We start from the raw sequence: 14380 nt of genomic DNA, 5'->3' as shown, positions 1-14380 counted from the left end.
AAACTTAGCATAAAGTCAAAACAGATTGTGTATGCTTACGATGTTTTTTAATTGAGCAAAAATACCACCACTAAGCAAAAAGATAATTCCTAGCAACATTGCAGAGCCCTTTATGAGCCAAGTGATTTTATCCTCCAACCAAATCCATCGCCTGCATCATACTTTTTTTGTGCCGACAGGTGAAATCAGAGCAAGCCTACTCATCGTGCATGGCATGAGTGAACACAGTGGGCGTTATGCCGATTTTGCTCAGTTTTTGGCGAATCATGGTGTTTTGGTGGCGACTTATGACCAGCTTGGGCATGGTCGCACGGTCAAAGATAAATACGAGTTGGGTTTGATTGACGAAAAACACCCCATACAAGCTTTATGTAAAGATGCCATTATCATGGCAGATGCACTCAAAAAACAAGCGAGCAAACAAGGCGTGACGAATGTGCCACATTTTATCATGGGGCATTCTATGGGATCGTTTGTTGTACGGACAGTACTGACATACCACGCCACAAGTTTTCATGGGGCGATTTTAATGGGGACAGCAAATCGCTTTGGTCCGATCAATCACCTTGCTTTGGCCGTACTTAAACTCATGAATCATCTCAATCCCAAACGCCCCAATATGCGATTTGCCACACTCATCAACAACCATTTACAATCACAAATTCGCTCACCCATATCCGCCTCGCCCTTTGCGTGGTTGTCTGAAAATACCGATAATATCAAGGCGTTTGAAAGCGATCCTTTGTGTGGCTTTGCATTTAGCAACAATGGCCTTATCGCTTTACAAGCTCTCATCAAAAAAGCCACCTCACCCACATGGTATGCCCACACACCCAAAGACTTTCGCCTATTGCTTGTAAGTGGCAAGGACGACCCTGTGGGTAATATGGGACAAGATGTGATTGACTTACAAGATGAGCTCATCAAAAACAATAGGCACACCACCGCCTTGCTTTATCCCAACATGAGACACGAACCGCTACACGAGACAAATAAAATTAGGGTTTACCAAGACATTTTAAATTGGTTAAATGTCAGTATTGAGAAAATTGATTAAAAATTACAAAGAATTTTATGATAAAATAATGGCAATTTTAATGGCGTTTAAAACTGCTCATCACATCGGCAGGTGGCGATTTTTGCTTTATTTTTAAGTCATTCATCGAAAATTATTCATCATTTTAGCCATTTGGCCATCATCTTTAATCATTTAACATCAAACAGGAACCCCTATGAACCTTGAAAAAATCATTGAACAAGCCTTTGAAAACCGTGCCAATTTTGGGGCGACCGATTGCCCTGACGATGTGCGTGGTGCGGTCAATGAAGTGCTTGGCAAATTGGATAGCGGTGAAATTCGTGTCGCCCAAAAAATCGCTGGCAAATGGGTGGTCAATGAGTGGGTCAAAAAAGCGGTGCTATTGTCCTTTAAAATCAATGACAACCGTGTGATGAGCACAGGTAAGCTTGGTTTTTATGACAAAGTGGATACCAAATTTCACGATTGGAGCGAACAAGACTACAAAAATGCAGGCGTGCGAGTCGTACCGCCTGCGGTGGCACGGCGTGGCTCGTTTATTGGCAAAAATGTGATTTTGATGCCAAGCTATGTCAATATCGGTGCCTTTGTGGACGAAGGCACGATGGTGGACACTTGGGCGACCGTTGGCAGTTGTGCCCAAATTGGCAAAAATGTGCATTTGTCTGGCGGTGTGGGCATCGGTGGCGTGCTAGAACCTTTGCAGGCAAGCCCCACGATTATTGAAGACAACTGCTTTATCGGCGCACGCTCTGAAATCGTAGAAGGCGTAATTGTGGAAGAAGGCTCGGTCATCTCCATGGGCGTGTATATCGGACAATCCACCAAAATCTATGACCGCACCACAGGCGAAATTCTGTATGGGCGTGTGCCAGCTGGCTCGGTGGTGGTGTCAGGCACTTTGCCAAGCAAAGACAGCACGCACAGCCTATATTGTGCGGTAATTGTCAAAAAAGTGGACGCACAAACAAGAGCAAAAACTTCTATCAATGAGCTTTTGAGAGCGGATTAGGTTGTAATTTTTAAAAAAGCCAGTCAAATGATTGGCTTTTTGTTGTTGGCAGGTTTGGTATTGTGATTTTAGCAAAACATCAGCATTTGCAAAGGTTGTTTTTGCCACACAAGGTAATTTATCAAGTTGGTATCAAAAATCGCCCTTAACCGCATCAAAATTTGTTAAAATAGCCCATTTGCAAACTTGTTTTGCTATTTTTTATCAAACAAACAGTTATTCCAATGACATCATCTTTTGCTTTTTCAAATGACGCACCCAAATTACGCACCCAAGCCATTCCCACCACCGACCCATCGGCAGGGCTAAAACTCACCGAAATTTTTTATTCTTTGCAAGGGGAGGGCTTGACATCAGGCTTGCCCACGATTTTTATTCGCTTGACAGGTTGCCCTTTACGGTGCAGTTATTGCGATACGACCTATTCGTTTACAGGCGGTGTACGCTTGTCGCTTGATGACATTTTGGCAGACATTGCCCAGTATCCGTGCAAGCGTGTGTGCGTAACAGGGGGCGAGCCTTTGGCACAGCCCAATGCCATTGCCTTGATGAAATTGCTTATAGACCAAGGCTATGAAGTGTCTTTGGAGACAGCAGGGGCGTTGAGTGTCAAAGAGGTGCCAGTACAAGTCTCCAAAGTGATGGACTTAAAAACGCCAAGCTCTGGCGAATGCAAGCGTAATTTGTGGGAGAATTTGGATTATTTAACCGCTCACGACCAGCTCAAAATCGTCATCGCCGACCGCACCGACTATGAGTGGGCGGTGGCAAAATTGTGGGAATTTGACTTGCACAAAAAATGTGGTGTGGTGTGGTTTTCGCCCATGTTTGAGATAGACGAAAGAAAGTCTGATGTGCCAAACATTGCCATACAGCTTGCCGAGTGGATATTGGCAGACGGCTTGCCTGTCAGGTTGCAACTGCAACTACACAAAATCATCTGGGCGGACGCAAGGGGTAAATAATCTTGAGAAAATACTTTTAAAAACAAAGCGAATTTGCTAGAATAGTAAGATTATCAATCCAAATCAACTAAAAATAAGAGAGAGTTTATGGCACGAGTTACGATTGAAGATTGTCTGGACAATGTCGATAATCGCTTTGAGCTGATTTTGGTGGCAAGCAAGCGTGCACGCCAGCTTGCTAAAGGTAGTGCCGAACCAACAGTTATTGTTGAAAACGACAAACCAACTGTACTTGCTCTGCGTGAAATCGCTGCTGGCAATGTGACTCGCACAATCCTAGACGAGCCAGATGAAGAAATTATCATCAAAGTGCCAGAACTTGTGGACATCTCAAAATTCACCCCTGATGATTTTTGATTGGCATCAATCCACTTAAAATCATGAACTGCACGACCACCGTGCAGTTTTTTGTTTTTTCATAAAAAAACAATGACTTACACTAATCACAATATATTTACAATCAACAAAAATAGGCAAATGATAAAAATTAATCAATCAAGCTATTGACAAGCAACTCAATCCTTGATATTTATAATATCTTTATTCATCAATATCAAGAGTCCTTATGCTACCCAACTACCGTCCGCATGACATTCCCAGTCAACTAAGCCACCCCTTAGTCGATGAAGCTCGTGACAGCTTGATGCGTGCCATTGGTTATCTGGAAAGAGCAGAAAGGCATGATGTGTTGCGCGCCTGTCATTTTGGCGATGTGGCACATATTAAAGATAAGCGTAAATCTGGAGAGCCATACATCACGCACCCGATTGCAGTGGCGGAGATTTTGGCAGGTTTTCGTCTGGATAAGGACACCATCATTGCAGCCATTTTACACGACACAGTTGAGGATACTGAGGTTACCAACAAGATGCTAAGCGTAGAATTTGGCGATACCATTTCTCGTCTTGTTGATGGTGTAACCAAACTAAAATCCTCCAGCATGAATAAGCAACAAAGCCAAGCCGCCACTTTTCATAAAATTCTCACCGCCACACTCATTGACCCACGCGTACTCATCATTAAGCTCTCTGACCGCCTGCACAATATGTCCACACTAGATGCAGTCAGCGAGGAAAAACAAAAACGCACTGCCACCGAGACGCTCAATTTTTATATTCCTTTTGCACGCATCATGGGTCTTAATGACATCGCCGACTATATTGAACTGCTTTGCTATCGCAATCTCAATCCTGAGATGTACAATAAATTTACCGATAAGTTGTTACAACATGGGCTTGGCCGTAATTTCCAAAAAATAGAAATCAGCACCTATCTACAAAATTTATTAAGCCATTTGAATTTAAACGGTCATGTGCAAGTGCTTGACAATCGTACTTCAATGTATCGCCAGTTCTTCAAAAATCGTGGGCAAATCAACCGTTTGATTCGACAGTATGACTTTGAGGTGGTGCTCAATGATATTGAATCATGCGATAAATTGGCATCTTATCTGGTACAAAAATACGAAATCAGCGATGATCAAATTCGTGATAATATCCGAAAGCCCCAAGCAGGCGGCAACCAGTCGCTTTGCCTTATTTATGAGCGAGATTACAACCACATAAAAATCACACTTCTGACCAAACGCATGCAGGAAGCTGCCAGACTTGGTGTCATTAGCAATGACAAAGGCGATATCAGTCATTCTGTTGTACAGGCAAGCTTACGCAATATGCAAGACCTTGCCAATCATGAGTCAAAGCAAAATGATGTTGAAGATAGCGAGCATTCAGTCGCCGTCATTAATGAACTATTAAATTACCTACACGAGCGAAAAATAGTCTGTTACAGCCCACAAGGTCGTGCGTACGAACTGCCTCGTGGCTCAACCGCACTGGATTTTGCCTATGCTGTTGGCCCCAGTATCGGCAATATTGCCACTGGTGCAGACATCAATGGCGAGCATGGAAAGTTAGGTCTGGTGTTGGCTGATGGCGATTTTGTCAGCATTGATACCGATAAAGAAGCAACACCAAAAGCTGACTGGCTTGGTTTTGTGGCAACCAACAAAGCACGAAGCGAGATTCTAAAATTTTTAAAACGCCTACCAGATGATCAAAAAGAACACGCTGGCAAAGAAGCACTCATACGCGCTCTAAAAGCCTATGATAAGGCCATTGACGACATTACAGACAACGAATGGGCGGATATTCTGGCATGGCGTGGTGCATCTGGCAGACAAGAAATTTTTATGCAAATCGCCACAGGCACGCTACTGGCACAGCTTGTTGTTTCTCGTCTATTTAGCGAAGAGGTGGACATCGCTGATGACAACGAAATTACCCAATCCAAGCATTTACTTGCTGGTGTTAAGGGCGTGGAAGTTACCTTTGCCAAGTGTTGCAACCCCATCTATGGCGACCACATTGTTGGTCATTTATCTGCTCGTCAAGGACTGGTCATTCACCGCCATAAATGCTACTCGCTTAACGCCATTCGTACCATCAACCCATACCAAATTATTCAAGTGAATTGGAAAGATGGCATAAAAATTGATCATTCAGCACACCAATTGCACTTTTCGGCAAAACTGCGTATTTTTGCCACGCTCAACGAAGAGCAAATCAGTCAGGCCATCTATGAGTTACGCTCGCTTAATATTGGCGTAGAAAACACAATCATTAAAGCTGATGATAAAGATAAAAATAGCAAAATTGGCACAACCACACTTGATGTTGTGGTGCGTTCACGCGTACATTTAGAAAATGGCATTCAAAAACTTCGCCAAATTCTAGGCTATCCAAATATCATGCGACTATACCAATAATATTTTAGGCATCTTAAAAAATTACTTGAATATTAAGCGTAAAATTGCTTTAATATGAACGATGAATCATTTAAAAGGAGCGTCCTTATGTGCTGTAATATTGATTTAAATTCCAAAGAAGAAGTGGCCTTTTTTTTGGGTAAAACTGAACCAAACACCCTGCCAAAGACCGCTGACAATGTTGCAGGTAAAATCATCTATACAGATGCACCTGCCATGAGTTTGTTTGATAAAATTGTCGCCCGCCTACAAAGCACCAAGGCTCAAAGCCATCACTGATGGTCATCACATTCATATTGCAATACATTCAAATTTAGACACATCAAGTTAAAGCCCATTAAGGAATTTTCATGGCAAGACAAATCATTCATACCGATGATGCACCTGCTGCAGTTGGCACCTATTCACAAGCCATCAAAATTGGAAACACTGTTTATATCTCAGGTCAGTTGGGCTTAGATCCAAAAACCATGCAATTAAAAGAAGGTTTTACTGCCCAAGCTGAACAGGCTTTTGATAATCTGGCTGCCATTGCCAAAGCTGCTGGTGGCACACTAGATGATGTCGTAAAATTCAATGTGTCTTTGACTGATTTGAATGATTTTGGTGCATTAAATGAAGTGTTTGATGCACGGCTAAGTGCCCCCTACCCTGCTCGTGCGGCAGTACAAGTTGCTGCTCTGCCCAAAGGTGGTGAGGTTGAGATTGAAGCCATTTTGCATTTAGAATAAGTATTTTTAAGGCTTGGTAAGCCAAGTCTTTTTTCTCATGCAAAATTCCCTGATTCGCATCGCCCTACCAACACCACTATATCAACTGTTTGATTATCTTTGCCCAACAGAGTGCCTGATTGACGGCACTCTGCCAGCAATAGGTAGCCGTGTGCGTGTGCCTTTTGGTCGTCAAGAACTCATTGGCATTGTCATCGCCCACATCAACCATGCCGACAGCAATATCTCACAAGACAAGTTAAGACCGATTGATGAATGCCTTGATGAGACACCCATCATCACAGACCAATTGTTACGCTTGGCAAATTGGCTGTCCGCTTATTATCATTACCCACTGGGCGAAACTTTATCCGTCATGCTACCTAGTCTCATCAACCAAGGCAGGAGCATTATTCAGAAGCTTAACTTTTGGGAGATTGTAGATGGCATTGATGATACATTTATCCAAAGTCAAATCAGCAAATCAGCCAAAAGACAATGGCAAATATTTAATACCATCAAAGAAAGCCCAGCAGGCCTAAGTGAACTTAGGTTAAAAGAGCTGGAGGTCAATAAAACTCAATTAAAAATTCTAGAAAACAAAGGGCTTATCCGCTCTTTTATTAGCAATGTCAAACCAAATTTAACACCCAAGACCGCCCAATTACTAGATGAGATTTTACCGCTTAATCATGAGCAAAAAGATGCTTTTGACACCATCAAACACACCATTGATGATGGTATTTATCAAGGCATATTATTAAACGGCATTACAGGGTCTGGCAAGACCGAAGTTTACCTACAAGCCATATGGCACGCCTTATCATCTGGCAAACAAGTCTTAATTTTGATACCTGAAATTGGACTCACGCCACAGACAAAAGCTCGATTTAGCTCACGCTTTGATGCCAACATCTGTGTACTGCACTCTGGCATGACAGACGCCGAACGCCTGCAAGGCTGGCAAGACTGCCAAACAGGTCAGGCCAACATCATCATCGGCACTCGTTCAAGCGTGCTTTATCCGTTTGCCAATCTAGGGCTTGTCATCGTTGATGAGGCCCATGATAATTCCTATAAGCAACAAGACCACCTACGCTATCACGCCTGCGAGGTGGCCATGTGGCGTGGTCATCAAATGGGTGTACCTGTGGTATTGGGAACCGCCACACCAAGCCTTGAACAGCTTAAATTAAGCCATGACCACAAACTGACCGAATGTCGTCTAACAAAGCGTGCTGGCAATGCTAAAAACCCTGTTTTACAGCTCATTGACATTCGTCAAGGCACAAAAAGCATCATACAAATGAATGGCAATGAGCAAAAAACCCTATTATCCAATGAAAGTATTCATCAAATCAAACAACGCCTAGCCCATGGCGAGCAGGTACTGGTTTTTTTAAATCGGCGTGGATATGCACCAATACTCATCTGCGATGCGTGTGGCTGGCAAGCAGACTGCCCACATTGTGATGCACATTTAACCCTACATAAATATCCTTCTGGGCAATTAAAGTGCCATCATTGCGGATTTTGTACACACACGCCACGCACCTGCCCTGAGTGCAATAGCCAAAATCTGCAAGACTTAGGACTTGGCACAAGTAAGCTGTCCGAACAATTACACGCCATCTTTGCCAATCCACAGACCACCGAGCAAGTTTACCCCATTTTACAAATTGATCGAGACACCATGCGTAAAAAAGGTGCGTGGGAAGCCATGTACACAAAAATCCTAACGGGTGAACCTGCCATCTTAGTGGGGACACAAATGATTGCCAAAGGTCACCATTTTCCCAATGTAACACTTGTGGTGGTGGCTGATGCAGATTTGGGATTTTTATCACCTGATTTTCGCTCACCTGAACATACCGCTCAGCGAATCATACAAGTGGCAGGGCGTGCAGGGCGTGCCGAAAAAGCAGGTGATGTACTTATTCAAACTCGCCAGCCCAATAACCCTCTACTCATCACACTTATTAAGTATGGCTATCTAGCCTTTGCCGACATCTTGCTAAAAGAAAGGCAGCTGCTCGGTTTGCCACCCTACACTCATGCCGCACTCATTCGTGCAGAAAGCCACAACCAAAATCGTGCCAGAATTGCCATCAAACAAATCGCCAAAGATTTGCCCGATGTGCCAAACCTGATCACAAGCGGTGCAACCGATGCCCCCATGAATAAGAAAAACAATCGATATCATACGCAGTTACTACTACTTGCCAAGGATCGCAAAACCTTGCACGCTGTATTATCCGCACACTGGCAAAACCTCCTTGCCCTACCAACTTCTAAAGGAGTCAAAATCTCACTTGATATCAATCCAATCGGCTGGTAGTTGCATCATACACAGCTTTTGGGGTGGCGTTTTTTGTTGAGCGAAGTTTGGCACCGCCACACACTTTGCCCCTTATAATCAACATAATGATAAATGACAAGCGTTTCACCGTTTAAATAGCGTACAGGGTAGCCAGATCCAGAAACCGTCGCCATGACCGCACAATCAGTCTGCACTCCTTCCACCTTATCAACAACCACCATAGAAACTCGTTGATTATCCACAGAGACTGGCAAATCAATTGGGCATTTTTGTGTGGTATTATAGATTTGCTCCACGCGTTTTTGTACCGCTTTGGCAGAACGATAACTCTCAAAAATCACAGATTGTTCTTTTTGCATGGCGATGATCGGTACAAATTGCCCAACAATAATCGCCAAAATCACCCCAAATATGCCAAATGCCACCGACATACCAAACAAACTGGTACCACCCTCACGCCTTAAGTGCATCTTTTGTTCATCTTTATTGCGTGGATAAAAGTCCAATACATCAGCAATTTCACGGCGTGCCATACGATAATAATAAGCATCTGCCCAGCGTGCCACCTGACTTGACCAAAACAACCAAATCATCACACCCGCCAGCACACGCACAGCCATTTGATATTCTTGTGGCAAAAATGAAATGACGGCAAATTCAAGCACCACCAGCGTAATGGCAATGGTTACTTTAATAAATGACCAACCCGCCACACAATACACCAAGCAATCAAGGTAGCGTTTACGATACAAAAGCCAGCCAAAAGTACAAAAAAATGCTGCCCAATTCCAGCAAGGGTGCATCTGACCAGCCCGATCAAACTCTTCAAACCGCTTTAAATAATACTTTTGTGATCGCAAGCCAATAAACCATCTGTCAAGCTCGGTACGCTTAGCATCGGTGAGGTCGGCACGATAAAATGGTGGTGGTGTGGTATCTTCTAAAAAAGGCAAACGAATCATGAATTTGACCAATAGATTGAATGATAAAATGATTTGCGGTTGGGCGTTGGTTGGCTTATAATGACATCCTTAACATTTTACGCCTTTTTTTAATGCAAATAAAGCCATGACTGATTCAAATTCACAATTTTTAACCCCTGTTGGTGGCGACCGCCAAAGCCCAGATACCGACCGTGAAGCCATCAGCGAGCAAATCGCCCGTCTTGCCCAAACACCCGAACAGTTTCGTCAAATTGACACTTTCATGAAACGCCGTACACACATGAGTCAGGCGAGTGAGCTTGCCCTAACCAATAGCACTTACGCACCATATATTCTCAATCACGGTTTTGAGCTCGGCAAACTGGGCGATGTCAGCAACATTAATAATTTACGCACCCATTTTGCCAACACGCCCAACGGTATGGATGCACCTTTAACGCTAGAAATTGGCTTTGGCATGGGAGACAGTCTTATTGAGATGGCAAAAAACAATCCAGAGCATAACTTTGTTGGCATTGAAGTTCATGAACCAGGCATTGGGCGTATCGCTTATATTGCCCACGAATTAGGCTTGCAGAATCTAAAGGTATTAAGCGGTGATGCAATTGCCCTTTTAAGCAACCTACCCGATGAACACCTTGATGCCATACAGCTTTATTTTCCCGACCCTTGGCAAAAAAAGCGTCATTATAAACGCCGTTTTGTTACCACCCATCGCATGGAAATTGTCGCACGCACACTCAAAATTGGCGGTACTTTTCATGCCGCAACCGATTGGGAGCATTATGCCCTATGGATGCTTGAGGTACTTGACAACATGAGTATTCTTGAAAATATTTCAGGTCAAGGCAACTTTACACCTCGTCCAGCTTTTCGCCCACAGACTAAATTTGAAAAGCGTGGCCTTGACTATGGTCGTACTTCTTGGGATTTGATGTATCGCAAAACACAAAACCCAAACGATTAAATTGGTCAAAAAGCCAATCACATCCCAATGGCGATTTGTCGCCATTTTTTTATCTTTTTCACCCATTTTTCAAATTCAATATAAAATAAGATTAAATAGTTTCACAAGCAGACATCATCACCATCGTGAAACATTGACATTTTGATGAATGTGAGTACAGATTGAATAGTAATTTTCAATGCTCAATAATCACAAAAAAATTCATCAACATTCACTCAGGCCTTATCACATATTGGCTGAATCAGTTATCCATTTTTTATCCACAAAAATTGTGGATAACTTTGTGGATAAAAGACAATCATCATGATGAATGCTTTGATAAATAGGCACTTTAAGCGTATTGCTAAATTTTACAAAAAATTGTGTGCTATTTTATTTTTAATATAAAAATCAATAACTTAATAAAAATCATTGGGTTGACATTTACCAATTCATTATTGTCATTTTATTCATTAAAAAAAACAAACCATGTTTCACAAAATGGTCATTTTTTACTTGTGAAACCTGTGGATAAGTTTTTTATATTCTATTTTGGTTATGCTAAGCAATTAACTTTTAATCAAAATAATAAAGCCAACAAGCATAACAAAATACGCATGCATCTGGATAAATACCTTAGATATAAAAAGATAATTTATGCTATAATAATGGCAATTTAGATGATAAATCATGACAATAAAAGTCAATCAGTAAGGTGAAATGATGAGCAAAACAAAAGAGGCAGCCGCCAGCGTCAATGAAAATAAAGACAAAGCACTCAAAGCAGCTTTAGCACAGATTGAAAAATCTTATGGCAAAAATACCATCATGTACTTAGGTGATGAGTCTGCCAAGATTGATGCCGATGTGGTGTCAACAGGATCACTGTCATTGGACATTGCTCTAGGTATTGGCGGACTGCCAAAGGGGCGTATCATTGAGATTTTTGGACCAGAAAGCTCTGGTAAAACCACTCTTACCTTACAAACGATTGCCGAATGCCAAAAGCAAGGCGGTACTTGTGCTTTTATTGATGCCGAGCACGCTTTGGACCCAATTTATGCACGCAAATTAGGCGTAGATATCGACAAACTGATGGTATCTCAACCTGATAATGGTGAACAAGCACTTGAAATTGCTGATATGCTTGTGCGTTCGGGTGCGGTAGATATGATCGTTGTGGACTCGGTGGCGGCTCTTACCCCAAAAGCTGAAATTGAAGGTGAAATGGGTGACAGTCACATGGGGTTACAAGCACGCCTGATGAGCCAAGCTTTGCGTAAAATCACTGGTAATGCCAAACGCTCAAATTGCATGGTAATTTTTATTAACCAAATTCGCATGAAAATAGGCGTGATGTTCGGCTCTCCTGAGACCACCACAGGTGGTAATGCCCTTAAATTTTATGCTTCGGTTCGATTAGACATTCGCCGTATCGGTCAGATCAAAGAAGGTGAGGCGGTAATTGGCAACGAAACCAAAGTTAAAGTCATCAAAAACAAGATGGCGCCTCCTTTTCGTGAGGCGATATTTCAAATCATGTATGGCGAAGGCATCAATCATTTGGGCGAAGTTGTTGATTTGGGTGTGGATATTGGTGCAGTGGGTAAATCTGGTGCATGGTATAGCTATGGCGAGAGTAAAATTGGCCAAGGCAAATCCAACACTGTCAAATATCTTGCCGAAAACCCTGAAATCGCCCAAGAAATTGAAGCGAAAATCCGTAGCGAAAAAATGGGCGCACCCACAACAACACAAGACTCTGGCCAAAATCAAGTGCCAGAATTCATTGAAGATGCGGACGATGAAAGTCAATTCTAATTTGCAATTGGCATCATGACAACCATCAAAACTTTAGCAGAAATCTTAGCGGATATGGGTGAATCTATATCCGCTGATTCAACTTTATCATCACAAACTTTGCCAACAAGCCCCAAAACAACAGGTCAAACCAAACGCACTACCAGCAAAGATATATCAGCAAAACCAAATCTTAGAACATTTAGCAAATCCAAAAAACCCAACCAACCAATCAAACAAGACAAAACAAACAAAACCAATGACAACCATATTTTGCCAAATGATATTTGGACAGCTGTGGACCAGCACACTTTGTCTGCCTTAAAAAATGTGGCAATTGAGCCCATTTATCAAAATGATCAAAAAATAAATCGCCTACGCTGGCTGGCATTTTATTATCTGTCTAATCGAGAGCTTTCCCAACAACAATTACGCCAAAAACTGCTTAATAAAGACTGCGATCCACAGACGGTGGCAGATTTACTTGATGAATTTGCCACCAAAGGTTATCAGTCCGACGAACGCACCGCTTTTATGCTCATTCGTGAAAGCATCAGGCGTGGTCGTGGCAAAAGATACATCAGTCAAGCATTAAAAAATACAGGGATACAATTGCCATACTCACTTGATGAACTGATACAGATGGCAGACATTGCCAACCTAAGCGATGGTACAATTTTAGAAAATCAACTCAAAATTAATGATAACATGAATGATGAGCAAAAAAACGAGGTGAATTGGCTCGCACTTGCCATCGAAGCTCGCTGTAAAAAATACGGCAATACCCTACCAAAAGACCAAAAAGAAAAATCCCGACAGCTTCGGTTTTTGCAGTATCGGGGCTTTGAAATGAGTGTCTGTTTTGATGCATTAAAGTACACATTGGATGATATTGATGAGTTGAATTTTATCTAAACTCATCACTCAGACTGACTTTTAAATCTTTGCCATATACCAGTTTGATTTGGTTTAAGTTTGGCAACCAGCCCCAATTTACGCCATGGCATATTCTCGCCATGAAAATCACTGCCGACTGACACAAATAACCCATGCTCCGCAAGACTTCGATCAATCATCGCACGCAGACTATCAGGTTCATTATTGGGCAACTCACAAGCATCGCCACCCAAACTGGCAAAATCAGCAATCAATTTTCTGGTGCGAGTTGCAGACAGCCCATAACGAGTTGGGTGTGCCAATACTGCAAACCCACCACAATCATGGATCAATTTGATAGTGTCTGCCATACTCATTGCTTCTATCGCCACATAGGCACACTTGCCATCAGCCAGATATTTATCAAAAGCCGCTTGCACATTATGTACAAACCCAAGTTCATGCAACACCTGCCCAATATGTGCACGCCCAATTGCTCGTGGATTATTATCCACCTTAGCCAGTGTCGCCTGCCAAATTTTTTCAGTAAGTTGAGCTTGATTATTTGTTGCTAATAACTCACCAAGCTTTTCAATCATACATCTACCACGCAGATGACGACTGTCTTGTACAGCCTGCAAAGCATCATGCATTTTTTTAGTATCATCAAAATCAAGTGCAACCACATGAATGATTTTATTCAACTCTTGATTTTTTCCATACCCACCAATCAGGGCGTGCGCACAACTTATCTCCACCCCATTAATCAGACACATACCCAACTCATCAGCAGCTTCTTTAGCTTCTTTTATGCCTTTAATGGTATCATGATCGGTTAAGGCAAAAGTACGAATGCCTGATGAATACGCTTTTTGAATGAGCATCATTGGCGTATTTGTACCATCTGATGCTGTACTATGGCTATGCAAGTCTATCATATTTACACATTTTTCTTTAAAATAAAAGCCCTATACCATCGTATAGGGCGTTGATAAGGCGAT

General features: G+C 42.3%; 13 protein-coding genes. 11 read left to right on the top strand and 2 right to left on the bottom strand.

The features are described 5' to 3' along the window. The first annotated feature begins 112 nt into the window (after window positions 1-112). From U9670_RS08335 to U9670_RS08300, 8 genes are all read left to right on the top strand, one after another. Window positions 113-1057 carry an alpha/beta fold hydrolase gene (locus tag U9670_RS08335; RefSeq protein ID WP_323842401.1) on the top strand — a complete coding sequence of 315 codons (945 nt, stop codon included), beginning with the start codon at window positions 113-115 and terminating at the stop codon, window positions 1055-1057. Between the two features lie 175 nt (window positions 1058-1232). Continuing rightward, window positions 1233-2051, top strand: a complete 819-nt coding sequence (gene dapD, locus U9670_RS08330) for a 2,3,4,5-tetrahydropyridine-2,6-dicarboxylate N-succinyltransferase (RefSeq protein WP_323842400.1) — start codon at window positions 1233-1235, stop codon at window positions 2049-2051. A gap of 224 nt (window positions 2052-2275) precedes the next feature. Continuing rightward, window positions 2276-3016 (top strand): 7-carboxy-7-deazaguanine synthase QueE, encoded by a 741-nt coding sequence (gene queE / locus U9670_RS08325; RefSeq protein ID WP_323842399.1) that lies wholly within the window; start codon window positions 2276-2278, stop codon window positions 3014-3016. A gap of 87 nt (window positions 3017-3103) precedes the next feature. After that, on the top strand, window positions 3104-3373 hold the full coding sequence (rpoZ, locus tag U9670_RS08320; RefSeq protein ID WP_323842398.1) for a DNA-directed RNA polymerase subunit omega: 270 nt from the start codon (window positions 3104-3106) through the stop codon (window positions 3371-3373). Window positions 3374-3581: 208 nt separating this feature from the next. Beyond that, window positions 3582-5783: a RelA/SpoT family protein gene (locus U9670_RS08315; RefSeq protein WP_323842397.1), complete on the top strand. Its 2202-nt coding sequence runs from the start codon at window positions 3582-3584 to the stop codon at window positions 5781-5783. Window positions 5784-5870: 87 nt separating this feature from the next. Beyond that, complete coding sequence (locus tag U9670_RS08310; RefSeq protein WP_323842396.1) at window positions 5871-6062, top strand: hypothetical protein; 192 nt, start codon at window positions 5871-5873, stop codon at window positions 6060-6062. 71 nt (window positions 6063-6133) lie between these two features. After that, window positions 6134-6514, top strand: coding sequence for a RidA family protein (locus U9670_RS08305; RefSeq protein WP_323842395.1), 381 nt, complete (start codon window positions 6134-6136; stop codon window positions 6512-6514). A 37-nt stretch (window positions 6515-6551) separates the two neighbouring features. Then, window positions 6552-8831 carry a primosomal protein N' gene (locus U9670_RS08300; RefSeq protein ID WP_323842394.1) on the top strand — a complete coding sequence of 760 codons (2280 nt, stop codon included), beginning with the start codon at window positions 6552-6554 and terminating at the stop codon, window positions 8829-8831. Between the two features lie 5 nt (window positions 8832-8836). Here the strand turns inward: U9670_RS08300 and U9670_RS08295 are convergent, their stop codons facing one another. Continuing rightward, complete coding sequence (locus tag U9670_RS08295) at window positions 8837-9775, bottom strand: DUF2628 domain-containing protein (protein WP_323842393.1); 939 nt, start codon at window positions 9773-9775, stop codon at window positions 8837-8839. A 106-nt stretch (window positions 9776-9881) separates the two neighbouring features. Here U9670_RS08295 and trmB point away from each other — a divergent pair, with 106 nt between their 5' ends. The 3 genes from trmB to U9670_RS08280 all read left to right on the top strand — a co-directional run bounded on the left by trmB (window position 9882) and on the right by U9670_RS08280 (window position 13418). Next, window positions 9882-10724, top strand: a complete 843-nt coding sequence (gene trmB, locus U9670_RS08290) for a tRNA (guanosine(46)-N7)-methyltransferase TrmB (RefSeq protein ID WP_416381524.1) — start codon at window positions 9882-9884, stop codon at window positions 10722-10724. A 699-nt stretch (window positions 10725-11423) separates the two neighbouring features. After that, window positions 11424-12524 carry a recombinase RecA gene (gene recA, locus U9670_RS08285; protein WP_416381523.1) on the top strand — a complete coding sequence of 367 codons (1101 nt, stop codon included), beginning with the start codon at window positions 11424-11426 and terminating at the stop codon, window positions 12522-12524. A gap of 15 nt (window positions 12525-12539) precedes the next feature. Continuing rightward, window positions 12540-13418 carry a regulatory protein RecX gene (locus tag U9670_RS08280; RefSeq protein ID WP_323842391.1) on the top strand — a complete coding sequence of 293 codons (879 nt, stop codon included), beginning with the start codon at window positions 12540-12542 and terminating at the stop codon, window positions 13416-13418. A 5-nt stretch (window positions 13419-13423) separates the two neighbouring features. Here U9670_RS08280 and U9670_RS08275 read toward each other — a convergent pair whose 3' ends face one another. Then, complete coding sequence (locus tag U9670_RS08275) at window positions 13424-14317, bottom strand: PHP domain-containing protein (RefSeq protein ID WP_323842390.1); 894 nt, start codon at window positions 14315-14317, stop codon at window positions 13424-13426. Window positions 14318-14380: the final 63 nt, after the last annotated feature.

Source organism: Moraxella tarda, assembly GCF_035181405.1.
In the GTDB taxonomy this organism is placed as follows: domain Bacteria; phylum Pseudomonadota; class Gammaproteobacteria; order Pseudomonadales; family Moraxellaceae; genus Moraxella.
The sequence above is the reverse complement of the archived record's forward strand: the minus strand, read 5'-3'. Positions and strand labels throughout refer to the sequence as shown.

Excerpts from the sequence above, each read along its gene's own strand:
- U9670_RS08335 (WP_323842401.1), top strand. The coding sequence starts at position 113 with ATGAGCCAAGTGATTTTATCCTCCAACCAAATCCATCGCCTGCATCAT.
- dapD (WP_323842400.1), top strand. The coding sequence starts at position 1,233 with ATGAACCTTGAAAAAATCATTGAACAAGCCTTTGAAAACCGTGCCAAT.
- queE (WP_323842399.1), top strand. The coding sequence starts at position 2,276 with ATGACATCATCTTTTGCTTTTTCAAATGACGCACCCAAATTACGCACC.
- rpoZ (WP_323842398.1), top strand. The coding sequence starts at position 3,104 with ATGGCACGAGTTACGATTGAAGATTGTCTGGACAATGTCGATAATCGC.
- U9670_RS08315 (WP_323842397.1), top strand. The coding sequence starts at position 3,582 with ATGCTACCCAACTACCGTCCGCATGACATTCCCAGTCAACTAAGCCAC.
- U9670_RS08310 (WP_323842396.1), top strand. The coding sequence starts at position 5,871 with ATGTGCTGTAATATTGATTTAAATTCCAAAGAAGAAGTGGCCTTTTTT.
- U9670_RS08305 (WP_323842395.1), top strand. The coding sequence starts at position 6,134 with ATGGCAAGACAAATCATTCATACCGATGATGCACCTGCTGCAGTTGGC.
- U9670_RS08300 (WP_323842394.1), top strand. The coding sequence starts at position 6,552 with ATGCAAAATTCCCTGATTCGCATCGCCCTACCAACACCACTATATCAA.
- U9670_RS08295 (WP_323842393.1), bottom strand. The coding sequence starts at position 9,775 with ATGATTCGTTTGCCTTTTTTAGAAGATACCACACCACCACCATTTTAT.
- trmB (WP_416381524.1), top strand. The coding sequence starts at position 9,882 with ATGACTGATTCAAATTCACAATTTTTAACCCCTGTTGGTGGCGACCGC.
- recA (WP_416381523.1), top strand. The coding sequence starts at position 11,424 with ATGATGAGCAAAACAAAAGAGGCAGCCGCCAGCGTCAATGAAAATAAA.
- U9670_RS08280 (WP_323842391.1), top strand. The coding sequence starts at position 12,540 with ATGACAACCATCAAAACTTTAGCAGAAATCTTAGCGGATATGGGTGAA.
- U9670_RS08275 (WP_323842390.1), bottom strand. The coding sequence starts at position 14,317 with ATGATAGACTTGCATAGCCATAGTACAGCATCAGATGGTACAAATACG.